The 23,464-nt window shown below is 63.2% G+C and carries 21 protein-coding genes and 1 rRNA gene; 8 read left to right on the top strand and 14 right to left on the bottom strand.

Annotation, left to right across the window (positions count from 1 at the left end):
• Nucleotides 1–5: 5 nt before the first annotated feature.
• The 5 genes from HF916_RS20800 to HF916_RS20820 form a co-directional block, all read right to left on the bottom strand.
• The gene (locus HF916_RS20800) at nt 6–1,625 is read right to left on the bottom strand and encodes a DUF1800 domain-containing protein (RefSeq protein WP_168790720.1); all 1,620 of its coding nucleotides are present in this window, start codon (nt 1,623–1,625) and stop codon (nt 6–8) included.
• A gap of 73 nt (nt 1,626–1,698) precedes the next feature.
• The gene (locus HF916_RS20805; protein ID WP_168790721.1) at nt 1,699–2,229 is read right to left on the bottom strand and encodes a periplasmic heavy metal sensor; all 531 of its coding nucleotides are present in this window, start codon (nt 2,227–2,229) and stop codon (nt 1,699–1,701) included.
• A complete protein-coding gene (locus HF916_RS20810; protein ID WP_168790722.1) occupies nt 2,226–2,654 on the bottom strand; it encodes a hypothetical protein in 429 nt (142 codons plus the stop codon). Before HF916_RS20810 ends, HF916_RS20805 begins: the two co-directional genes overlap by 4 nt.
• Nucleotides 2,651–3,211, bottom strand: a complete 561-nt coding sequence (locus HF916_RS20815) for an RNA polymerase sigma factor (RefSeq protein ID WP_240975456.1) — start codon at nt 3,209–3,211, stop codon at nt 2,651–2,653. The genes HF916_RS20810 and HF916_RS20815 overlap by 4 nt, the downstream gene beginning before the upstream one ends.
• Nucleotides 3,212–3,570: 359 nt before the next feature.
• Nucleotides 3,571–3,891 carry a YXWGXW repeat-containing protein gene (locus tag HF916_RS20820; RefSeq protein ID WP_168790723.1) on the bottom strand — a complete coding sequence of 107 codons (321 nt, stop codon included), beginning with the start codon at nt 3,889–3,891 and terminating at the stop codon, nt 3,571–3,573.
• Between HF916_RS20820 and HF916_RS20825 the strand changes: the two genes are divergently transcribed.
• The 4 genes from HF916_RS20825 to HF916_RS20840 all read left to right on the top strand — a co-directional run bounded on the left by HF916_RS20825 (nt 3,890) and on the right by HF916_RS20840 (nt 8,504).
• Nucleotides 3,890–4,108, top strand: a complete 219-nt coding sequence (locus HF916_RS20825; RefSeq protein WP_168790724.1) for a hypothetical protein — start codon at nt 3,890–3,892, stop codon at nt 4,106–4,108. The two genes, HF916_RS20820 and HF916_RS20825, sit on opposite strands and share 2 nt — an antisense overlap.
• Before the next feature lie 181 nt (nt 4,109–4,289).
• Nucleotides 4,290–6,056, top strand: a complete 1,767-nt coding sequence (locus HF916_RS20830; protein ID WP_168790725.1) for a phospholipase C — start codon at nt 4,290–4,292, stop codon at nt 6,054–6,056.
• Between the two features lie 200 nt (nt 6,057–6,256).
• The gene (locus HF916_RS20835) at nt 6,257–7,699 is read left to right on the top strand and encodes a cytochrome-c peroxidase (RefSeq protein WP_168790726.1); all 1,443 of its coding nucleotides are present in this window, start codon (nt 6,257–6,259) and stop codon (nt 7,697–7,699) included.
• Between the two features lie 112 nt (nt 7,700–7,811).
• Nucleotides 7,812–8,504: an HAD family hydrolase gene (locus tag HF916_RS20840; protein WP_168790727.1), complete on the top strand. Its 693-nt coding sequence runs from the start codon at nt 7,812–7,814 to the stop codon at nt 8,502–8,504.
• Nucleotides 8,505–8,600: 96 nt separating this feature from the next.
• Here HF916_RS20840 and HF916_RS20845 read toward each other — a convergent pair whose 3' ends face one another.
• Both HF916_RS20845 and HF916_RS20850 read right to left on the bottom strand, forming a co-directional pair.
• Nucleotides 8,601–8,993, bottom strand: a complete 393-nt coding sequence (locus tag HF916_RS20845) for a carboxymuconolactone decarboxylase family protein (protein ID WP_168790728.1) — start codon at nt 8,991–8,993, stop codon at nt 8,601–8,603.
• Nucleotides 8,994–9,093: 100 nt separating this feature from the next.
• Entirely contained in the window at nt 9,094–9,312 is a 219-nt protein-coding gene (locus HF916_RS20850; protein ID WP_168790729.1) for a hypothetical protein, read from the bottom strand.
• On the opposite strand from HF916_RS20850, the gene HF916_RS20855 reads away from it, so the two are divergent.
• Complete coding sequence (locus HF916_RS20855; RefSeq protein WP_168790730.1) at nt 9,311–9,559, top strand: hypothetical protein; 249 nt, start codon at nt 9,311–9,313, stop codon at nt 9,557–9,559. The genes HF916_RS20850 and HF916_RS20855 overlap by 2 nt on opposite strands.
• 243 nt (nt 9,560–9,802) lie before the next feature.
• Here the strand turns inward: HF916_RS20855 and cysS are convergent, their stop codons facing one another.
• From cysS to HF916_RS20885, 6 genes are all read right to left on the bottom strand, one after another.
• On the bottom strand, nt 9,803–11,191 hold the full coding sequence (cysS, locus tag HF916_RS20860) for a cysteine--tRNA ligase (protein WP_168790731.1): 1,389 nt from the start codon (nt 11,189–11,191) through the stop codon (nt 9,803–9,805).
• A gap of 317 nt (nt 11,192–11,508) precedes the next feature.
• Nucleotides 11,509–11,841, bottom strand: coding sequence for a cytochrome o ubiquinol oxidase subunit IV (cyoD, locus tag HF916_RS20865; RefSeq protein ID WP_168790732.1), 333 nt, complete (start codon nt 11,839–11,841; stop codon nt 11,509–11,511).
• A complete protein-coding gene (gene cyoC / locus HF916_RS20870; RefSeq protein ID WP_168790733.1) occupies nt 11,842–12,447 on the bottom strand; it encodes a cytochrome o ubiquinol oxidase subunit III in 606 nt (201 codons plus the stop codon).
• Complete coding sequence (gene cyoB / locus HF916_RS20875; protein WP_168790734.1) at nt 12,447–14,435, bottom strand: cytochrome o ubiquinol oxidase subunit I; 1,989 nt, start codon at nt 14,433–14,435, stop codon at nt 12,447–12,449. Before cyoB ends, cyoC begins: the two co-directional genes overlap by 1 nt.
• A gap of 3 nt (nt 14,436–14,438) precedes the next feature.
• The gene (gene cyoA / locus HF916_RS20880; protein WP_168790735.1) at nt 14,439–15,338 is read right to left on the bottom strand and encodes a ubiquinol oxidase subunit II; all 900 of its coding nucleotides are present in this window, start codon (nt 15,336–15,338) and stop codon (nt 14,439–14,441) included.
• 368 nt (nt 15,339–15,706) lie between these two features.
• Nucleotides 15,707–17,263, bottom strand: coding sequence for an NADH-quinone oxidoreductase subunit M (locus HF916_RS20885; protein ID WP_168790736.1), 1,557 nt, complete (start codon nt 17,261–17,263; stop codon nt 15,707–15,709).
• 698 nt (nt 17,264–17,961) lie between these two features.
• Here HF916_RS20885 and HF916_RS20890 point away from each other — a divergent pair.
• The 3 genes from HF916_RS20890 to HF916_RS20900 all read left to right on the top strand — a co-directional run bounded on the left by HF916_RS20890 (nt 17,962) and on the right by HF916_RS20900 (nt 23,121).
• On the top strand, nt 17,962–18,696 hold the full coding sequence (locus HF916_RS20890) for an ABC transporter ATP-binding protein (protein ID WP_168790737.1): 735 nt from the start codon (nt 17,962–17,964) through the stop codon (nt 18,694–18,696).
• A complete protein-coding gene (locus HF916_RS20895) occupies nt 18,683–21,256 on the top strand; it encodes an FtsX-like permease family protein (RefSeq protein WP_431311406.1) in 2,574 nt (857 codons plus the stop codon). Before HF916_RS20890 ends, HF916_RS20895 begins: the two co-directional genes overlap by 14 nt.
• Nucleotides 21,257–22,050: 794 nt before the next feature.
• Nucleotides 22,051–23,121: a carotenoid 1,2-hydratase gene (locus HF916_RS20900; RefSeq protein WP_240975617.1), complete on the top strand. Its 1,071-nt coding sequence runs from the start codon at nt 22,051–22,053 to the stop codon at nt 23,119–23,121.
• A 95-nt stretch (nt 23,122–23,216) separates the two neighbouring features.
• On the opposite strand, the gene rrf is transcribed toward HF916_RS20900, so the two are convergent.
• Nucleotides 23,217–23,330 (bottom strand): 5S ribosomal RNA (gene rrf / locus HF916_RS20905).
• Between the last annotated feature and the right edge of the window lie 134 nt (nt 23,331–23,464).

Here is a 23,464-nt window from a genome sequence, read left to right on the forward strand (position 1 = left end):
GGCATTCATCTCCGTTGAAAATCCGGCGAGACCAGCAACAACGCGATCGCCGTTGACGCGCTCTCGGCGCGCGATACCGCCGTGGCCGTCGGCGCACTGAGCGAACCGGCGAGCAGGGTCTGGCCGAGTGCGCGCGCATCGAGCCGGTCGCCGACTTGCGACGCGAAACGCTGCGCCACTTCGACCCGGCGCACGAGCGCGTCGGGCGCGGCCCAGCTAGCGGCGATGTCGTCGTAACCGGCGGGCGAGCCCGGACGCCACACCGGCTGACCGAGTTGCGTGAGAATGGGCGCCGTCTGCAGCTTGCCGAGGTCCTGCCAGCCGAGTCCGCGCATCGAGGAAATAGTCCATTCCCACGGCGTTTTGAATTTCACGGCCGTGGGCGACCACGCTTGCGGCATGTCGATCAAGGCGCGATAGACGGTCGGCAGATCGCCGCCGCTGCGCTCGAACGCGCTGGCCAGATGTTCGCTCACGCCGGGCGGCGGATTATCGGCGACGAAATGACGGGCCAGCTTGCCGCCGATATGCTGCGCGGTCGCGGGCGCGCTCGCGAGGTCGTGCAGGATCGCGAGCGACTGCTCAACGCCCACCTGATCGTAGCGACGCCCCATGATGGTCCGCGAACCGGGCTCGTGCAGCGCGGCGCGAAACACGAAGGTGCCCGGCGCGGCGTTCTGCTGCATGGCCAGCCGGCCCGCATTGCCGGCATTGCCGGCATTGGCTGGATTGCCCGCGACGCTCCAGCCGGTCAGCGCGCGGGCGAATTCGGTGACGTCGTCCTGGCTGTAGCCGCTGCGCACGCCGAGCGTGTGCAGTTCCATGATTTCGCGCGCGAGGTTTTCGTTCAGACCGCGCTTGCGCTCCGGATTGCGCTGCGCGGCGCGCATGGCCGCCATGCTGTCCGGTCCGACCGAGCGCGTCTGATCGAGAAACACTTGCATGGCCGGATGACGTTCGACGGCCACCAGCATGTCTTCGAAGCGGCCCAGCACGTGCGGGCGAATCGCTTCGGCCTCGAACGAACCGGCCAGTGCCGCGACGCCGGGCTTCTCGGTGGAGACCGCGAAATGGTTGGACCAGAAATGCACCAGCCGCTCGATGAACGGCGTCTGCGTGGTCAACGCACTCGTCACCCGTGCATTTACCGATGAGCGGTATATGTCGAGTATTTCACCTCGAATCGCTTTTCGTTCGGCTTGCCTGGCGGTTTGCGCGGTTGCTTGCGTTGAGTTTGGTGTGTCGGCCTGCGCGTTTGCTTGTGCGTTTGCCTGAGTACGGGTTTGCCCGTCAGGCATGGTCATATTTTGCGCGTTCGCCGTTCCTGAGCTGGTTTGGCCATCAGACGTTGCGATGTTTTGCGCGTTCGCGGGACCCGTCGCCGCGCCGTCGCCCGCATTCTGACGAGCCTGCTGATTGAACTGCATACGCTGCTGCACGAGTTCAGTGGAGAGCGCCACCGAGTCGGGCTGATTCGCCCACGCGGCAGGCCGCGCCTGGTACTGTTCGAACTGCGCGAGCAGCCAGCCTTTTGGATTGGCGGGCGGCGTGTCGTCGGCACGCGCGCCCAGACCGAAGCGGTTTAGCGCAATCGCCGCGGCGTTCAGGTTCGGTGAGTTGGCCATACCATCCTCTTCGGCTGTGGATAGTCCTTAAACGGCTGTCACGCAAAAATCCGTCGCAGCCGCTTCAGGTTTTTTACTCGCCCGAAGTTTCGCTCGATGCCTGATTCGCCGGCTTCTTCGCCGCGTTGTTCGCATTCGCCGCCGGCGCGGGTTCACGCCATTGCCCGCGCACTTTCAGGCTGTCGGCGAATTGAACCCGCTCCTCGGGCGACAAGGTCGCCGCGAAGTCGGCCACACGGCCTTCCACTTGCGCGCGCAGATGGCTGTCCGCCTGGCGCGTGCGCTCGAGCGCGGCGTCCAGCGCGGCGCGATCGAACTGCGGCGCCGCCAGCAGACGCAACACGTCGCGACGCCCTTCGCGGCCTTCGCGGGCGTATTGCCGGCCGTCGCGGCGTGCGTCTTTCAGGCCGTCGATAAAGGCTTTCTGGCGCTCGGTGGACAGCGTTTCCGCGGCGAAGCGCAGCGCGCGCTGTTGCGCCAGCACGGGCGCCGTCGCGCCGCGCGCGGCAAACCATTGATAAGCACCGCCGACGATCGCGCCCACCAGAAACACATTCAGCACCAGCGAGGCCACCAGCACGACTTTCCATGACCGGCCGTTCATTCGTCGCTCCAATCGGCGGACGAACCACCGAAGCTCGAAGTTAAATAAGACGACTCATGTGTGAGCGGCGCCTGCGGCCCGGTCTCCGTCAGCACGAAGAACGACACGGCGAAAGCGCCCGCCACACCACCCAACAGTCCGACGCCCGCGACCGCCGCGCCCGACCACCACAGGCGGCGTCGCGGCGGCGCCGGCTGCCGCACCGGCGCGCTGTCGAGCACGCGCTTGACCAGGGCCGCGTCCGGCGGCTCGACCTTGTCGGCGGCGAGCCACGCATCGACGCCCGCCGCCTCCGTCAGCAGCGCATCAGCTTCGGCGCGATGCGACTGCGCCCACGCCTGCGCCGCCGCGCGCTCCTGTTGCGGCCAGCGGCGCGGCTCGGCGCCGTAGGCCTCGACGATCTGCTGAAATCTTTCAGGCGTCATGACTTGTCCTTGCTAAGGCCGCTGCCGGCCAGTTGAGCGCGCAGATTGCGGCGCGCGCGTGCCAGCAGACTTTCCAACGCATCGACGCTGATGCCCATCAGGGCCGCGGCGTCGATGTTCGACATTTCCTGGTAGTAGTTGAGTACCAGCGCCTCGCGCTGGCGTGCCGGCAGCGCGGCGAGTGCATCGCGAACCCGCTGGTCCTGGGCGCGCGCTTCGAGTCTGGCCTCAGGCACCGGCGCGGGATCGACCTCCTCGGGCATCTCGTCGCGCGGCTCTTCGCGCCGGCCGCGCAGCCGGTCATAGCAGAGATTGAGCGCGACGCGATGAATCCACGTGTCGAACTTCGCCTCGCCTTCCCGCCAACGCGACGCCTGTTTCCAGATGCGCACGAACACCTCCTGCGCCACGTCTTCCGCTTCCATGCGGTCGCCCAGCATGCGGGTGGCGAGCGCAAGCAGACGCGGCAGCTTGCGCGAGACGAGCGAGCGGACGGCGGCCGGATCTTGCCGGCCGATCTGTTCGAGCAATTCCGCGTCGGGGTCGCGTTCGCTCAAGGCACGGCGCTCCTCGGCGCGAGTGCGTGCCGCCGCATGAATCTCGCCGTGGGTTGAACGTCAGTCACGCAGAAGCCACTCCTTCCGATGCCTCTCATGCCGCCTACACCTCACACGGATGGTTGCACGCGCACCGGTTCGAACGGTGCGCGCGGACAGTGAAGACGGCGCGTCTCGCCATGCACTGGCGCGATCAATATACGACGACCGCCGGCCGATAGTAGGCCGGCCGCGCCGGGTACACCACACAACCGGCGAGCGTGGCCGCCAGCAGAATCATCACGAGCATTTTCATAGCAGTCTGCCTGTTTGGAGAACGCAGCGTGCCGAAAAAAATCGACCGCCGTGGCGCTCCCGGGTCATGCCCAATGGCCTTCCACCCAACGCCAGTTCGGACCACGCGCTACCCAGTGCCCCGGCACCCAGCGATGACCGACGCGCACCGCCTGCCAGTGGCCGCCCACCCAGACATAACGGCCCTGGGCCCAACGCCAGTGGCCCGGATCCCATGCGTAACCGGCACGCGGCGCCGGCACCACTTCGACGCGCGGCGACGGCGGCGCCATCGGCGCGACGATCACCGCCTGCGCGAAGGCCGGCGCGGCGCTGAGTGTGGCGGCGCAGGTCAGCGCGGCGGTCAGCATGGCGGTGAGCAGGCGAACCGGTTGGGTGGATGTCATGTTGGTTTCTCCCATCAAAGCCGAAGCCGGAAAGCGGCTCCGTTTCCTGTTGAACGCAGCAGCGGAAGCAATCCGTCGCTGCGGGCAGTGTGAAAAATCAAAAGGAAAGAAGGATGCGGGAAAAACCGTGGTGAAACGCGAGGCGCAGCGTCGCGGCCGGCTGCGCGCCGCGATGCGGCGTCAGCAGAACGACAGCAAAGGTTATGCAAACGAATAAAACCCGAGGGCTTCGGTAAGGTTCGCGCCCCGAAATCTTAATTATCGAATGGTCCAATGCGCGCAGTTTGTCGCGGTAAGACCACTAGCACTAGCTGTATTTCTAACAATATCCCCAGCGAACATCCACACCTACGTTGATGCAAACGCTGAACGGCGAAGTCGAATCTGGAGCCTTTCAAATGTTCCGTAGAACCCTCTTACCCATCCCGTTTGCAGCGCTGCTTACGCTCGCAGCTTGCGGCAACAACAGCGTGAGCACGCCTGCACCGGTGGTATCGGCTCAGGACGCCGTGGCCACGACCACGCCGATCAAGCACGTCGTGGTGATTTTCGGCGAGAACGTTTCGTTCGATCACTACTTCGGCACCTACCCGAACGCTTCCAACCCGACGGGCGAGCCACAATTCGTGGCGGCCACAGGCACGCCGACGGTCAACAACCTCAGCAGCAACAACCTGATCACGGCCAACCCGAACGCGCTGGCCACCTCGCCGAACACGGCGGGCCGCACGGTCGGCAGCGTGACGATCGCGGGCCTGGGCCTGCCGGCCGCCGATCTGCTGCCGTTCCGCCTGGACCGCTCGCAAGCCAATACGTCGAGCCAGAACCACGCCTACGCGGCCGAAGAGCTCGCCTATAACAACGGCGCGATGGACGCGTTCCCGCTCTTCACGGCAGCCACTTCGACGATCGCCGGCAGCACCGGCGCGTTCGCCACGAAGGGCCAGGTGCTCGGCTACTTCGACGGCAACACGGTCACGGCGCTGTGGAACTACGCGCAGAACTTCGCGATGAACCAGAACGCGTACACGGACACGTATGGTCCGTCGACGCCGGGTGCGCTCGAAGTGGTATCCGGTCAGAACAACGGCGTCGTCGTGACCGGCGGCACGTCGGCCAATGCGATTCCCGACTCGGCAGGCAGCTTCACGATGATCGGCGACCTCGACCCGACCGGCGACGTCTGCACGATCTCGGCAAAGAGCACGCCGACCGGCGCGATGTCGTCGAATAACAAGAACATCGGCGACCTGCTCAACGCGAAGGGTCTGACGTGGGGCGGCTTCATGGGCGGCTTCAATCTGCAGACCGTCAACGCCAACGGCACGACTGGCTGCTTGCGCTCGACCTTCTCGCAAGTGCTGAACGCGACCAAGGCCGACTACGTGCAGCATCACGCGTGGTTCCAGTATTACGCGAGCACGGCCAACCTGGCGCATACGCGTCCGTCGTCGACGGCGATGATCGGCTCCGCCGATCCGCTCGACAACTCGGCAACGCCGGTGCACCACCAGTACGACACCGACGACTTCTTCGCCGCGGTGAAGGCGGGCAACTATCCGTCGGTGAGCTTCCTGAAGGCGCCGGCGATTGGCGACGGCCATCCGGGCAACTCGGATCCGATCGACGAACAGGCTTTCGTGACCAAGGTGGTCAACTTCCTGCAACAACAGCCTGACTGGAAGAACACCGCCGTGATCATCGCCTACGACGATTCGGACGGCTGGTACGACCACCGTTTCAAGGCACCGACGAGCGCATCGTTCGATTCGACCACGGCGCAATCCGCGGGCGGCAAGACGGTGGCGGGCACCGACAACCTGAGCGGCGTGGGTCAGTGCACGGCAGCAGGCGCAGTACAGCCGCAAGGCGTGAACGGCGGCGCGGTGAACGGCCGTTGCGGTCCGGGTACGCGGACGCCGTTTATCGTGGTGTCGCCGTGGGCGAAGGTCAACTTCGTCGACGATACGCCGATCACCCAGGCCTCCGTGGTGCGCTTCATCGAGGACAACTGGCTGGGCGGTCAACGCCTCGGCGGCGGTTCGTTCGACGCGACGGCGGGCAGCATCATGAACATGTTCAACTTCACGGGCTCCGGCAACAATCCGGCGCTGTTCCTGGATCAGAACCTGGGTACCAAGCTCGCAGCCGCGCCGGCGAGCTGATCCGCGGACGTGCCGTGCCCTCTTCTCCTGCGCTTGCCGTTGCGTGATGCGCGAGTCTCATTCGTGCCTCACGCCGCGTGGCGGCGCGTAGCGGGAAGCGTCACGCACCCTATGTCGTAGTTGGGCGTCGAGCCAGTGCAAACGTGCTGGCTCGATTTTGCTTTTTATCGCACCCGATCGAATCATCTGTCATCACCGCCATGAACCATCCTTCTGACGCCGCATTGCCTTCGCCTCTGCCCGCGGGCGGCGAGCCCAGCCCCGTGATTACCCGCCGCTCGTGGCTCAGACTGCTCGTGTGGAGCGCGGCCGGTGTCGTGCTCGCGTTCATCGTCTACTGCGCGTACGCGCTCGCGTACCCGGAGCGCATGCCGCCTGCGGTCGGCGAGATCGTCGAGGAAATCACCGGCGCGAATCCGCATCCGGTGACGTTGATGCGTCCGCAGAATGTGCCGCTGAGCGCCGTGGCGCTGCTCGGCAAACAGATTTTCTTCGACCAGAGTTTGTCGGCGTCGGGTACGCAGTCGTGTGCGTCGTGCCACTCGCCGCAGCATTCGTATGCGCCGGATAACGCGTTCCCGGTGCAACTCGGTGGCGCGCATATGAACCAGGCGGGTTATCGTCCGCCGCCGTCGCTCACGTATCTGTACCGTCAGGCGCCGTTCAGCATCGGCCCGGATCAGGGCGACACCGACGTGCCGGTCGACATGACGCAACTGGCGACGCAAGCCGTCGGCGTGCAGCGCGCGCAAAAGACAGCGCTCGCCGCGCCCGCCGCTCCGGCGATGGTGCCGCAAGGCGGATTGTTCTGGGACGGCCGCGTCGATACTTTGCAGGACCAGGCAATCGGTCCGCTGACCAATCCGGTGGAAATGGCCAACGCGACGCCGGAGGATGTCGCCCACAAGCTGCTGGCGACCAGGTATCTGGATCAATTCAAGCAGATTTTCGGACCCGGCATCGTCACCAATCCGAGCCTGATGATCTCCGAGGCGATGTTCGCCGTCGGGCGTTATCAGATCGAGGATCCGTCGTTCCATGCCTTCAGCAGCAAGTATGACTACTGGCTCGAAGGCAAGGCCCGTCTGACGCATGCCGAGTTGCACGGCCTGCAGTTGTTCAACGACAAGGACAAGGCGAACTGCGCCGGCTGCCATTTGAGCCAGCCGAGCAAGGATGGCTTGCCGCCGGTGTTCACCGACACGCAATACGAAGCGCTCGGCGTGCCGCGCAATCCGGCGATTCCGGTCAACAAGGATCCGAAGTTCTTCGATATGGGCGTGTGCGGACCGTTCCGCGACGACCTCGCCAAGCAGACGCAGTATTGCGGCATGTTCCTCACGCCGACGCTGCGTAATTCGGCTGAACGCAAGGTGTTTTTCCACAATGGCGTGTACCACGATCTCAAGCAGGTGATGGACTTCTACAATCTGCGCAATACGTCGCCGGAGAAAATCTATCCGCGCGATGCGTCGGGCAAGGTGCAGAAGTACAACGATCTGCCGGCTCAGTACCATGCCAACGTGGACGTGGCCGACGCACCGTTCGACCGCAAATTCGGCGATCAGCCGGCGATGACCGATCAGGATATTCAGGACATCATCGCGTTCATGAAGACGCTGAGCGACGGGTACAAGGACTGAGGTTCCATGCGTCGCCGTGCTGCAAAGGCCGCTCATGCGGCCTTTGCGCGGCGGGCCGCGAGCCGCTGAGGTATCCTTGCCGGTTCCGCGAACTTTATCCGTACCCTGCCCGATGGCCGATTTCCCCTTCGACGCCGTACTCTTCGACTGCGACGGCGTGCTCGTCGACTCCGAACCCATCACCAACCGCGTGCTCACCGAGATGCTCGGCGAGTTGGGCTGGCACTTGAGCGTCGAAGAGACGATGCGTATTTTCGTCGGCAAAGCCGTCAGGGACGAAGCCGCGCTGATCGAAGCGCGCACCGGCTTCGCGATCACGACCGACTGGCTCATGCAGTTTCGCGAGCGTCGCAATGCGGCGCTGGATCTCGAACTGGTCGCGATTTCCGGCGCGCCGGATGCGGTGCGCGCGCTCCATGCGGCGCTGAATGGGCGCATTGCGGTGGCGTCGGGCGCGGATCGTATCAAGGTGGAAATGCAACTGGTCAAGGCCGGCATTTTCGACTGTTTCGAAGGACGCATTTTCAGCGGCCACGAAATGCCCCGTAGCAAGCCCTTTCCCGATGTCTATCTGGCGGCGGCTGCCGCATTGGGCGTGGACCCGCGCCGTTGCGCGGTGATCGAAGACACGGTGACAGGCGCCACCGCAGGCGTGGCTGCGGGCGCCACCGTGTTCGGCTATTGCCCGATCGAACTCGGCCACAGCAGCGCGACCGCGTTGCATGGCGCGGGTGCCGCGTATGTGTTCAGGGACATGGGCGCGTTGCCCGCCTTGCTGGCGGGATGGCGCGCTGAAACGCACTGACGAAAGATGCTGACTTCGGCGCTGGCCTCCGCGCCGCATCCCGCATTGACGACGGCGCGGAAAATATCGCGCCGACTCTAACGTTCGCTGCAGCCCCTATTCGAAAGCCGGATCGATCGGCACACGGTATCCCACTGCCAGCCGGTTCGTCTCGTTGGCCATGCCGACGACCGCGAGCAACTCGCCGAACATCTCGTCGGTCATGCCGGCGCGGCGCGCTGCCGCCGTGTGGCTCGCCACGCAGTAGCCGCAATTGTTCGTCACGCTCACGGCGACGTAGAGCAGTTCCTTGATCAGCGGATCGAGCGCGCCGGGCGCCATCACGTCCTTCAGACTGTCCCACGTGCGCGCCAGGGTCGGCGGATGCTGCGCGATGTACTTCCAGAAATTGTTGACGTCGTCGACCTGACGGGTCTGCTTGATATCGTCGTAGACGGCTTTGACCTCCGGCGGCGCTACGGAATATTCGACGGCTTTGAGCTGGCTCATGCGTTCTCCTTTCCTTGCTGAAGAGATTCCGCGAACCCTGCGCGCAATGCGCAAGGTTCGCGGCGGCGGTCTATTGTGACGTGATTTTCAGCCAGCTTCATCACTGCATGACGAGCGGACGGATGTCGGCGAATTGCCGACATCGCCTTGCAGCCAGTTGGCCGGTCTCCATCACACTTGCTCGGAAAACAGCGGAGAAGCACGCGACACGCCGCTTTGCCGCCGATGGCATGGTGTGTGCAATCAACCGCATGAGTGCGGCATTTTTCCGCTCTCCTCGATCCACCTTGATCCACTCACTCCGCTGGAGATCCACCATGAAAACGCTCGTCCTCAAAGACCTGGCCCGCATCGACGAACTCGACCGTGCGGCATCGCTATCCATTCGCGGCGGCATTGCCTGCCTGACGCGTGAAGCGCCGTCCGGTTGTGGCGGACTGGAGCAGCCCGCGCTCATCCGACGCGGCTTGGACCTGTGTCCGCCGGCTCATGTCAGTTGCGGCCCGGTCTACTTCCCGTTCGGCAAGCTGCCTTCGTACTCGGAACCGGTCCTGGGACCGATGTAACGCACTGGCAGGACAGGATGCAAACGGCGCGGCCTGCGCTGCGGCGTGGCGTGGCGAGTGCGTGAATTTGAGCGCCATCGCCACGTCTTCCGTCTGTTGCGCTATTGCGCTGTTGCGCTGTTGCGTGTTGGCATGCTATTGCGTGTTGGCATGCTATTGCGCGTTGGCATGCTATTGCGCGTTGTCAGGCTATTGCGTGTTGTCGCGCTATTGCGTGTTGTCAGGCTATTGCGCGTTGGCATGCTATTGCGTGTTGGCATGCTGCCGCAGCACCGGGCCGCTTGCGCTGTCTTCCACCAGCCAGCCGGCCGCCGTCAACACGTCACGCAAACGGTCCGCTTCGGTCCATTGCTTCGCGGCGCGCGCTTGCTCACGTTCGTTTGCCAAGGCCGCGATCGCTGCGGGAATCTCGGCCGCATTATCGTCTTGCCATTCGGCGAGACTTAACCCAAGCACGGCATCGAAGCAGTCGACGGTCGCCCTTCGCGTCGCTGCCGGCAGATCGCTTCTGACCACGTCCCACAACACCGCGAGCGCGCGCGGCAAGTTCAGGTCTTGATCGACCTCTGCCTTGAAGCGCACCACGCTTTTTTCGTCCGGCGTGCCGCCTTGCGGCCATTGCAGATAGGTTTTGCGCAAGCGGTCCAAGGCAGCTTGCGCGGCATCCAGCGCGGCCTCGCTGAAACGCAAACTGCTGCGGTAGTGCGCGCCCAGGCATAGATAGCGATACGCGAGCGGATCGTTACCGCACTCGATCAGCGTTTGCAAACGCACGAAATCGCCGCCCGACTTCGACATCTTGCCGGCGTCAAGCAGCAGGAAATGGCCGTGCATCCAGAAGTTGGCGAGCCGCGTGCCGTGGCGCGCCTGGGTTTGCGCAATCTCGTTGCTGTGATGCACGGAGATGTGATCTTCGCCGCCGCAATGGATGTCGAACCACGGACTCAAATACTTCGCCGACATCGCCGAGCACTCGATATGCCAGCCAGGAAAGCCGCGGCCCCACGGACTGTCCCACTCCATTTGCCGCGTGGCGCCGGACGGACTGAATTTCCACAGCGCGAAGTCGGTCGCGCGCTGCTTCTCGCCAGGCGCAACACGTTTGCCCGCCTGCAAGCCCGCCACATCCAGACGCGCCAGATAGCCGTAGTCGTCCTGCCTGCTAGTGTCGAAATAGACGCCGTCGGTCGTGCGGTACGTGTAGCCGTTGCGCTCGAGTTCGGCAATAAAGTCGATCTGCTCCGCAATGTGATCCGTCGCGCGGCACCATAGGGCAGGCTCCAGCAGGTTGAGCGCGCGCCAGTCGTTCATGAAGGCCGCCGTGTACCGCTCGGCGATCGCCCACGCCGATTCGCCAGTGCGCCGGCTGCCCTTCTCCATCTTGTCCTCGCCTTCGTCGGCATCGGACACCAGATGGCCGACGTCGGTGATGTTCACCACGTGCCGCACGTTGTATCCGTTCGACAGCAGCGCGCGCCGCAGCACGTCTTCGAACACGTAGGTCCGCAGATTGCCGATATGCGCGTGGTCGTACACCGTCGGGCCGCAGCAATACAGGCCGACGTGATCCGGATGAATCGGCGTGAATTCGCGCACGGCGCGCGTCCAGGTGTCGTACAGGCGAAGCGGCATGTGATGTCTCCAGTCGCTGGGTGTTCAAAAGCAAAAAGGCCACCGGTCGCGTGACGGGTGGCCTCGGGGATGCGGACTTGGCGCAGATCGACTTGCTAGACGCAAGCTCCCCTCGGCAGGCTGTGACAGCATGCGCGCAAAGAATGCGGACGGGAAAGGATAGAAGCGATCATGGCAACGATCCTAACGCGGGTTCGCCGGTTCGGTCAATCTTCAACGCACTTCAGCCGCCCAGTGTGCTTGCGCTCGCCGCACGAAAAAAGCCCCGCAAGACTTTCGCCTTGCGGGGCTTCGTTTCGAACGGAATGATCGTTCGTTTAGCGCGACATCATGTGCATGCTGACGTTGTGCATGACCCACAACGTGCCGCCGATCACGATGACGGCGGTCAGCAGCGTGAAGGCAAACGCCATCACATTCCAGCGCTGCTCCGACGACGTATTCAGATGCAGGAAGAAAATCAGGTGCACGACGATCTGCACGAGCGCGAGGCCCGCAATCGCGAGCAACGCGTTCTCGCCCGTCAACGTGCCGGTCATGACGAGGCCGAAAGCGGCAACGGTCAGAACGACGGAGAGAATGAAACCCACCGTATAGCTACCGAGGCTGCCGTGACTTTCACCTGCGTGGGCGTTATGGCTATGGTCCATTTAGATCACGCTCGCAAGATAGACAAAGGTGAAGACGCCGATCCACACGACGTCCAGAAAGTGCCAGAAAAGGCTCAGGCACGTCAGGCGGATCATGTCGCGTTCGGTCAGATCACGATGGCTGATCACCTGAACGGCGAGCACCACCATCCAGATCAGGCCGCACGTGACGTGCAGGCCGTGCGTGCCGACCAGCGTGAAGAACGACGACAGGAACGCGCTCCGGCTCGGGCCGGCGCCTTCGGCGATCAGGTGCGAGAACTCGCGCAGTTCCAGCACGAGGAACGCGAGACCGAGCAGGAAAGTCACGCAGAGCCAGAACAGCAGCACGCCCTTGCGCTTCTTGTGCGCGCCGAGCATTGCGAAGCCGTACGTGATGCTGCTCAGGAGCAGCATCGACGTTTCGAGCGCGACGCCCGGAATCTCGAACAGATCCTTGCCGCTCGGACCGCCCGCGAACTGGTGGCCCATCACCGCGAAAACTGCGAACAGCGCCGCGAAGATGATGCAGTCGGTCATCAGATACAGCCAGAAGCCGAATACTGATTGCGACGGTACGTGGTCCGCGTCGTGATGCGAGCCGGCGTCAATAGTCTTGGTCAACATCACTCCACCTCCAACGCGACCTGCGCACCAGCGCCGGAGCGTTTCTCTTCAATCGCCGCAACCGTGGCGGCCGGGATGTAATAGCCTTCGTTCTTCTGGAAGCTGTAGACGATCACGGTGCCGACCGCGCCGACCAGGCCGACGATCGCCAGCCACCAGATGTGCCAGACACCGGCAAAGCCGAGCACCAGCGAGAACAGGCCGGCGATCACACCCGCGGACGTATTCGACGGCATGTGAATGTCGCGATACACCGGCTTGGCTTCCGTGTCCTTGCGCGACTTCATGTCGGTGAACGCGTCCAGCTTGTGCACCGTCGGGATGATCGCGAAGTTATAGACCGGTGGCGGCGAGCTCATCGCCCATTCCAGCGTGTGGCCATTCCACGGATCGCCCGTGACGTCGCGGTTCTGCGGCAGATTGCGATCGCGAATGCTGACGACGATCTGCAACACCTGGAGCGCGATGCCGATAGCGATCAGCGCCGCACCGCCCGCGGCCAGGATCAGCCACGGGTGCCACAGCGGGTTGTCATAGTGGTTGATACGGCGCGTCATGCCCATGAAGCCCAGCACGTACAGCGGCGTGAACGCCACCCAGAAACCGATCTGCCAGAACCAGAACGATGCCTTGCCCAGCTTTGCGTTCAGCTTGAAGCCGAACGCTTTCGGGAACCAGTAGTTGAAGCCGGCCAGATAACCGAACAGCACGCCACCGATGATCACGTTGTGGAAGTGAGCAATCAGGAACAGACTGTTGTGCAGCACGAAATCCGCACCCGGGATCGCCATCATCACGCCGGTCATGCCACCGATCGTGAAAGTAATCATGAAGCCGATGGTCCACAGGATCGGCGGGGTGAATTCCAGTCGGCCCTTGTAGATCGTGAACAGCCAGTTGAACACCTTCACGCCGGTCGGAATCGCGATCACCATGGTGGCGATGCCGAAGAACGCGTTGACGTCAGCGCCCGAACCCATCGTGAAAAAGTGATGCAGCCACACGAGGAACGACAGCACCATGATCGCGCAGGTCGCCCACACCATCGTCTTGTAGCCGAACAGCGGCTTCTTGGCGAAGGTCGCCACGACTTCCGAGAAGATACCGAACGCCGGCAGGATCAGGATGTACACCTCGGGGTGACCCCAGGCCCAGATCAGGTTCAGGTACATCATGGCGTTACCGCCGCCATCGTTCGTGAAAAAGTGCATGCCGAGGTAGCGGTCCAGACCCAGCAACGCGAGCGTCACGGTCAGGATCGGGAACGACGCCATGATCAGCACGTTGGTGCAGAGCGCCGTCCACGTGAACACCGGCATTTTCATGAACGTCATGCCCGGCGCGCGCATCTTCACGATGGTCGCGAAGAAGTTCACGCCAGTGAGCAAGGTGCCGATGCCGGAGAGCTGCAGACTCCACAGGTAATAGTCGACCCCGACACCTGGACTGAACTGCAACTCCGACAGCGGCGGATAAGCCAGCCAACCCGTTTGCGCGAATTCACCGATCACCAGCGAGATGTTGATCAGGATCGCGCTGACCGCGGTCATCCAGAAGGAGAGCGAGTTGATGAACGGGAACGCGACGTCGCGTGCGCCAATCTGCAGCGGCACGATGAGGTTCATCAGGCCGATCATGAACGCCATCGCCATGAAGAAAATCATGATGACGCCGTGCGCCGTGAACACCTGGTCGTAGTGATGCGGCGGCAGGTAGCCCGGGTTCGCATAAGCGAGCGCCTGTTGCAGACGCATCATGATCGCGTCCGCGAAGCCGCGGAACAGCATGATCAGCGCCACGACGATGTACATCACGCCGAGCTTCTTGTGGTCCACCGACGTGAGCCACTCGGTCCACAGATAGCGCCACTTGCCAAAATAGGTGATCAGACCCAGCAGCGTCGCACCGCCGATGGCGATCATCGCGGCTGTCACCATGATGATCGGCTCGTGGTACGGAATCGAGTCTAGTGAGAGTTTGCCGAACATGTGTTACCCCTTGCCCTTTGGCGCACAGTTGGCGTCCTTCATGTTGTCGAGGACGTTACCGTTGTTGTATCGGGCAATGATGTTGTGAAAGAGCTTCGGATCGACCGACGAGAAGTAGCGCACTGGCTCCTTCTCGGTCGGCGCCGAGACCGTGTGGTAACGGTCCATGCTGAGGTTGTCCGACGAAGCCCGTACTTTCGCAACCCATGCGTTGAACTCTTCAGGCGAGGTGGCGAGCGCGCGGAACTTCATGTCCGAGAAGCCCTTGCCGCTGAAATTCGCCGAGGCGCCCGCGTAGTTGCCGGCTTCGTCCGCGATCAGATGCAGGCGCGTTTGCATGCCCGCCATCGCGTAGATCTGGCCGCCGAGTTGCGGGATGAAGAACGAGTTCATCACCGTGTCCGACGTGATCGTGAAGTTCACCGGCGTGCCGACCGGGAACGCCAACTGGTTCACCGACGCAATGCCGAGGTCCGGATAGATGAACAGCCACTTCCAGTCGAGCGCGACGACTTCGACGTTGATCGGCTTGACCTGCGACTCGAGCGGCTTGTACGGATCGAGCTCGTGCGTGGTCTTCCACGTCAACACGGCGAGGAACAGAATGATCAGCGTCGGAATCGTCCAGATGGCGATTTCGATACCGGTCGAATGCACCCAGCCCGGACGGTAGTCGGCGTTTTTATTCGACGCGCGATAACGCCACGCGAACAGCAGCGTGAGCGCGATAACCGGAACGACCACGATCAGCATGGCCCAGGTGGACGTGGCAATCAGCTCACGTTCCGCCAGCCCCACACTGCCCTTCGGATTCAGAATATCGAGGTTGCTGCAACCCGAGAGCAACAACACGAGGCTCGCGGAAATGAAGCTCATCGACCCTCGCAGAGTCTTTCCTTTCATATCCATTGCCTCTTTTTTACGTCTTCAACGAACGTCATTCGACCGCTCTCCAATAGTAAGCGCTCGCATAATAGGGGCACGCTCGGCCGTAATAAACACTCGATTTAGCAACGATCTATTGCGTCGCAGCACCGTGCGACACGTTGCCGCACGCCTGCGCACAGGTCAGCAATTGAAATGCTCCGCGACAAGGAATCGAAGTATCGGCCAAACGCGAAAACCCCTTTAAACAAGCGCGAAAACGCGACGTGACCAGAGTGGCCGCACCGCGCGTCATGCGTGCAAAGAGACTTGATCCATAAGGGAAAAGTGCGTTGACGGCACAGCATTCGATGCGTGAATGCTGCGCTGCGCAATGCCTTGTTCGATCAGCCCGGCGAGCGGGCCGTCGCGGCCGCCGGTGCGGGCACTGCGGCTTGCAGATGCTCGCCGCCATCAGCCGGAACGGAGTCCGACGGATGAGCCGAGCGCTCCGATTGAGCCAGCAGCGTGCCGACCGACGGATCGATCGCGTCGGTGAACGGCTTCGGATCGATGCCGATGGCTAGCACCAGCAGCGCCATCGCGCCGAGCAGCACGAACTCGCGCTTGCCGAGGTCCTTGAGGTTCGCGACGCGCGCGTTGGCGATCGCGCCGAAGATCACCCGCTTGTACATCCACAGCGTGTAGGCCGCGCTCAGAATCAGCGTGGTGGCCGCCATCGCGCCGATCCAGAAATTGAAGCGGATCGCGCCCATCAGCACCATGAATTCGCCGACGAAACCCGAGGTGCCCGGCAGCCCGATGTTGGCCATGGAGAACAGCATCACGAACGCGGCGAAGCGCGGCATGGTATTGGCCACACCGCCGTACTCGGCGATCGACGCGGTTTTCGTGCGGTCGTAGAGCATGCCCGTGCACAACAGCATCGCGCCCGACACCACGCCGTACGACAGCATCTGCACGATCGCGCCGGCCTGGCCGATACGGTTGAACACGAAAAGGCCGAGCGTGACGAGGCCCATGTGCGCGACCGTCGAATACGCGAGCAGGCGGCGCATGTCGGTCTGCACGAGCGCCAGCAGGCTCGCATAGATCACCGCGACCAGCGAGAGCGTGATTATCATCGGCGCGAAGAAGTGGCTGGCCTGCGGCGCGATCGGCAAGGCGAAACGCAGCAGACCGTAGCCGCCCAGCTTCAGCATGCCGATCATCACGGCGGCGCCCGTCGGACCGTCGAGGTGGACGTCCGGCAGCCACGTGTGCAGCGGCCACATCGGCACCTTCACACCGAACGCAGCGAGGAAACCGAGGAAGATCAGGACCTGCGGCCACGTGCCGAGGTGCGTCTCACGCCACAGCGCGAGGTCGAAGCTGTGCGTCTGGCTGTACAGATACAGCATCGACATCAGCATCATCAGCGAGCCGAGGAACGAGACGAAGAAGAACTTCACCGCGGCGTACGAGCGGTTCGACTGGCCCCACGTGCCGATCAACAGATAGAGCGGAATCAGCGTCGCTTCGAACGAGATGAAGAACAGCATGCCGTCGAGCGATGTGAACACGCCCTGCATGAAACCCGACAGCATCAGGAACGCGCCGAAGTACTGCGCGGTCCGCTCGGTGATCGACTCCCACGAGGCGACCACGATGATGATCGTGGTGAGCGCGGTGAGCGCGACGAGCCACAGCGAGATTCCGTCCACGCCCACATGCCAGGCGATATCGAACGTGGGCGACCACCGCGCGTTTTCGACGAACTGCATCGACGTGACGTCGTTGCGGAAATTCGACACCAGCGGAATCACCGGCAGGAAACCCGCAATCGCGCCGATCAGCGCGAGCCACCGGGTGCGACTACGTGCCGCGTCGGATCCGGCACGCAAAACCACCACGCCGGCGACAATTGGGATCCAGATGAGAAGGCTAAGAAGAGGCAATGGCATGTGCTCTGTCGAAAACTTGAAGTACAAAACGCCGCATCAACGCCTTCAAAATGGAAAGCATTGAAATGGATATGTAGGCTGGATTTCGCTGAAATTGACGTGCAATCGGGGTTGGCCGCTACACGTTTACCCGCAGTCGAATGACCAAGGGTGGGAGATTACCAAGATAAGAATACTTTTGCAGCGCAACAACGCTGCAAAGCCGGTGGCAATGGTTTGTTGCCACGCCTACGCTTGCGAAATGGATAAAAATGTGCAGATGCACAAACTGACGGACGCGGTCGGTCCGTAGCGAATTTTGCGCGAAAAAGCGTGCAGTTGATCGTCAGTTAGAAACTCTTGCGCGGATGCTCAGGCGTGCGCCTCAAACTGGAATAGAACATGCTGGTGCATGGCGCGGTGGCGACGCGTATTTCGCACGTCGGGAGAAAATTTTGCTTGTCCGCGAGCAGAAAATTTTTTTGATCCTGCACTCTAAATAATCCGGCGCGCGGCGTCGAAAAGTTCGGGCGCAGTTGACCGGCGGCTCCTGTGTCATCGTGGTCCCTGCACGCGCGTTGGGCGCCTGCGTGCCTTACAGAAGCCGAATATACTTCGGCGATTCAAGGGCCGATGTTCGTGCATGAGTGCGCCGCTTTCTGGTCCGCGTTTCGCCCGTCCGGACACCGCCCTCACCGGCCACACTTTTCGGAAACCGCATGCTTTGTGACGAAGGCGTCGTTCCCGCGCTCGAGTGCCGCGGGCTCAGCAAGACCTACGGCGCAGGCCGCATCGTGCTGGCGCAACTGGATTTCATACTCGGACCGGGCGAGTTCGTCGCGATCATGGGCGATTCCGGCGTCGGCAAATCGACGCTGCTCAATCTGGTGGCCGGCCTCGACAGTGCGGATAGCGGCGACGTGATCATTGACGGCAGCGCCGTTTCGCGTCTGGACGACAACGCGGCGACGCGCCTGCGCCGGCAGAAACTCGGCTTTGTCTTCCAGGCGTTTCACGTGCTGCCGCATCTGACGCTTGCGCAGAATGTGGCGCTGCCACTGCTGCTCAACGAATTGCCCACGGCCGCCGCGCTCGACATGCTCGCGGCGGTCGGACTGGGCGGACGCGGCGATGATTTTCCTCGCCAACTCTCGGGCGGTGAACTGCAGCGGGTTGCGATTGCGCGAGCGCTCGTGCATCGCCCGAAACTGCTTCTCGCCGACGAACCCACGGGCAACCTCGATCCCGATACCGCGCACGAAGTGCTCGGCCTGTTCCGCGCGCAAAGCAAGGCGACCGGCGCGGCCACGATCATGGTGACGCACTCGGAAGCCGCCGCGGCCGTTGCCGACCGCATCCTGATCCTGAGCGACGGCGGCCTGCATGCTGCGTCCGGCGCAGCCGTGACTTTCGGCTCCCGCACTCGCGCGCCTTCCGCCGATGATGTCCGCTGATTCTCGTCGTCTGCTGCGCTTGCGAGGTCATCGCGTTCTCGCGCGCTGGCTGCTGGGCGCCGAATGGCGCAGTCATCGCGGACGCGCCCTGGTTGCGATTGCAACGATCGCGCTCGGCGTCGCGCTCGGTTACGCCGTGCAGTTGATCAACAGCGCGGCCTTCAACGAATTCTCCGCGGCGACCCGCAGTCTGTCGGGCGAAGCCGATCTGCAGGTGCGCGGCGCCCAACCGTTAGTCGACGAAGCCATCTATCCGCTGCTCGCAAACGAGCCCGGAGTCGCGCTGGCCAGCCCCGTGCTCGCACTCGACGTCACCGTGCCCGACCGGAGCGCTGCACTGCCGGTACTCGGCATCGACGTGTTCAAGGCAAGCCGTATTGCGCCCGATCTGATCGGCGTGCCGTCGCCGGATAAGCCGTTCGATACTCTCGCGGCCGATACCGTGTTTCTCTCGACGGCGGCCCAGCAATGGCTGAACGTGAAAGCAGGCGACGAGGTGGCGCTGCGAAGCGGCACCTCGATCGTGCATTTGCGTGTGGCCGGCGGCATCGTGAGAACACCGCCAGGCCAGCGGCTCGCCGTCATGGATATCGCCGCCGCGCAGTGGAAGTTCGGCAAAGTGGGCAAGCTGTCGCGAGTCGACGTGCAGCTCGAACGCGGCGTCGAGCGGGAGCGCTTCAGACGTGAGATGCAAGCGCAGCTCGGCAACCAGTGGGTCATCGCCGAAACGCGTGACGCCGAAAGCCGCACCGACCGCCTCTCGCGGGCGTATCGGATCAATATGAATGTGCTCGCGCTGGTGGCGTTGTTCACTGGCGCGTTTCTGGTGTTTTCGACGCAGGCGCTGAGCGTCGTGCGACGCCGCGCGCAATTCGCCATGCTGCGTGTGCTCGGGCTGACGCGCGGCCAACTGCTACGCCAGATCCTGATGGAAGGCGCGCTATTGGGCCTGCTCGGTTCGCTCGCGGGACTCGCGCTCGGCTACGCGATGGCGAGCGGCGCGCTGCATTTTTTCGGCAGCGATCTGGGTGGCGGCTACTTTCCCGGTGTCCAACCGCAAGTCGGCTTCGAACCGCTGGCGAGTGCGTTGTTTCTGATGCTCGGGCTCGCGGTGTCGGTATTGGGCAGTCTCGCCCCCGCACTGGAAGCGGCGCGTGCGCGCCCCGCCACGGCGCTCAAGGCAGGCGCCGAAGAAGGCGCGTTGGCGCGGCTCGCCACACCGTGGCCCGCCCTGCTCTGTCTGCTGGCCGCCGCGGTGCTCACGCAATTGCCGCCGCTGTTCGATGCGCCGATCGGCGGCTATCTGGCCGTCGCACTGCTGCTGGTGGGCGGGATTGCGCTGATGCCGCGCGTGACCGCGCTCATCTTCGGCGCGGCAAGCCGTGCTTTCGCCGCGCGACGCCGGACCGGCGCGACCGGCACGCTGGCGCTCGCGCGTCTCGCGAACGCGCCGGGACACGCGTCGATCGCCATGGGCGGCGTACTGTCGAGCTTTGCGCTGATCGTCGCGATGGCCATCATGGTGGCGAGTTTCCGGGTTTCCGTCGAAGACTGGCTGGTTCATCTGCTCTCCGCCGATCTCTATGTCCGCGTGGCGCCGAACGGCGACACCGGCGGTTTGCGGTTGGACGAACAGAGCCGCCTCGCGGCCGTGCCCGGCGTTAGAACAGCCGCATTCGCCCGCACTTCGCATCTAACGCTTGACCCTGCGCGGCCCGACATCGCTCTGCTCGCGCGCGAGATCGACGCAGCCGACCCGGGCGCGAATCTGCAGATGACCGGAGCCGTGCTGCCGCCTGCTGAACTTCGCGCAGGCGAAACACCTGTTTGGGTATCCGAAGCAATGGTCGATCTGTATGGATACAAGCTGGGTCAGCGAGTTCGATTGCCGTTTGGTGAACGCGGCCACGTGTTCGTGGTGGCTGGCGTATGGCGCGATTACGTGCGGCAGACCGGTGCCATTCAGATACGGCTCGCGGATTTCCGGCGCTTGAGCGGTGACACTAGTGCAACCGATGTGGCAGTCATCGTTCAGCCGGGGACGAGCGTCGAGCGGATTGTCGCGGGGCTGCGCGCGCTGCCCTTCGGGGCACCGCTGGATTTGTCGCTACCAGGTGAAATCCGCGCGCGCACGCTGGTGATTTTCGATCGCAGTTTTGCGGTCACCTATCTTCTCGAAGCGGTCGCTATCGTGATCGGCTTGTTCGGCGTGGCGGCGACGTTCTCCGCGCAGACGCTCGCGCGTTCGCGTGAGTTCGGCATGCTGCGGCACGTCGGCGTGACCCGCTCGCAGGTGTTCGCCATCCTCGCGCTCGAAGGCGGCATGCTCACCGCGTGCGGCATTGCACTGGGCTTCGTGCTCGGGTTCGCGATCAGTCTGATTCTGGTGTTCGTCGTCAATCCACAGTCGTTTCATTGGAGTATGTCGCTGCACGTGCCATGGATGGCGCTCGCCACCGTCGCGTTGGTGATGCTCGCTTCGTCGTGTTCGACGGCGGTGATTGCGGGACGCGGCGCCGTGTCGGTCGATGCGGTGCGCGCCGTGAAGGAGGATTGGTGATGCGGGATTTGTCGCGCGATTTGGCACGATGGGTTATGCGGGCGGTGGCGGCGCGCTTTGATTTCGCCGGTGACGGAAGTTCGCTCGTTTTGTGGCGGCGTGAGTTGGGGATGGCGGGGGCGGTTTTGGGCGGGAACACGTCGAACAACGCGTTGGTTGGCCGCGAAGGGTCTTGGGCGGGGGCGCGCTTCGATTTGTCCTCTGGCGGCGGGTATTGCGCCGGTCTGCAACGACGTGAGTTGCGGATCATGGGTGTGGTTTGGAGCGAGAGTATGCCGGGCTACACGTCGATTGGGCGCGAGGTGTCTTGGGTGGGAGCGCGGTTCGATCCGGCCACCGGCGGTGAATATTGCGCCGCTCTGCAAGTGCGTGAGTTGCGGATCATGGGCGCCGTTTGGAGCGCGACTATTCCGGGCTACACGTCGATTGGACGCGAGGTGTCTTGGGCGGGAGCGCAGTTCGATCCGGCCACCCGCGGTGAATATTGCGCCGCTTTGCAGCGACGTGCACCGCCGACCACGTACGCGGTTTCGAGCGAGAGCATGCCCGGCCATGCGTCGATCGCACGCGAGATGTCATGGATGTCAGCGCGCTTCGATGTCGATGTCGCCAGTGGCGGATCCTGCGTCGTCCTGCAATCACGTGCGCCGCAGTTGGCGCGCGCGGCGTCGGGCGAGACTGTGCCTGGCTACACGTCGATTGCACGCAAGATGTCATGCGAGCCGCCGGTTAACTCCGCTCGTGTCGCGAATCGGCGCATAGGTCTGCGTATTCGCGGCTTGCTGTCCATCTGGATGCTGACTGCGTCGCCCGCGTTCGCTGCGGCGGCCGAATTTGCGGTGGTCACGCCCGATCACGCTATCGCCCTGCCGCAGGACAGCGGTGCGCACGCGGCCTTTCGCACCGAGTGGTGGTACGCGACGGGTTGGCTCACCACGCCGGATAATCAGCCGCTCGGCTTTCAGATCACATTCTTCCGTTCCGCGACCGGCCACGATGCCGCCGATCCAAGTGCGTTCGCGCCTTCGCAATTGATCATTGCCCATGCCGCGTTAAGCGATCCCGCGCTCGGCCATCTTGCGCACGATCAGCGCATTGCCCGTCAGGGCTTCGGCCTGGCGTATGCGAAGGCGGCCAACACCGACGTCAAACTCGACGCATGGAAGATGGTTCGGGCCGCTGACGGTCACTACGACGTTGTTGTCGACGCGACCGGCTTCTCGTTGCATCTCATGTTGACGCCGACGCAAGCACCTTTGATTCAGGGCGAGCGCGGCTATTCACGCAAAGGTCCGCGGCCTGAGCAGGCGAGTTATTACTACAGCGAGCCGCAATTGCGCGTGGCTGGCAAGGTGGTTCGGCCAGTCGCCGCGGGCGGTCAGTCACATGGCGACACCGCCGTGACGGGCATTGCGTGGCTCGATCACGAATGGTCGAGCACATTGCTCGACGCCAATGCGGTCGGATGGGATTGGCTGGGCGCCAACCTCACCGACGGCTCTGCCCTGATGGCATTCAAAGTACGAAGTCGCGATGGACACGCCGTGTGGGCGCATGCGGCATTTCGCAAACCCGACGGCGAGGTGACGACATTCGCTCCCGATCAAGTCGACTTTACGCCGCTTCGCACATGGCGCTCGCCGCGCACGAACACTTCCTATCCTGTCTCGATGACGGTCAAAACCGGCACGCTGACGTGGAAACTCGATCCGTTGATGGATGATCAAGAGCTCGATTCGCGGCAATCGACGGGCGCGGTGTACTGGGAAGGCGCGGTGCGGGTAAGCCGCGAAGGTGTCGATGTCGGACGGGCGTACCTGGAACTGACGGGCTACGCGAACACGCTGCGGATGGGGAAGGAGTGAAGGCGGTTTATCCCGCGTGTTTTTTGCCTGTTTTCCGGCCGCGTAAACGCAGAAACCCCACCTTTGCGGGGTGGGGTTTCTGTTGCTGCTAGGGAGCCTGACGATTACCTACTTTCACACGGGTAATCCGCACTATCATCGGCGTGGAGTCGTTTCACGGTCCTGTTCGGGATGGGAAGGGGTGGGACCGACTCGCTATGATCATCAGGCATGACTTGTTGCCGTACTGCCGGTGGGGCAGTACCGCCAATCTGGAAGAAGTAGTTTCTGGTGATGCTCACCAGAGCTAAAGCGTTGGGCTGTGTTGTTCGAGGCACAACAAACGATCACTCAACCGTGCGCA

Origin of the sequence: Paraburkholderia aromaticivorans (genome assembly GCF_012689525.1) — a bacterium.
Taxonomy (GTDB): Bacteria; Pseudomonadota; Gammaproteobacteria; order Burkholderiales; family Burkholderiaceae; genus Paraburkholderia; species Paraburkholderia aromaticivorans_A.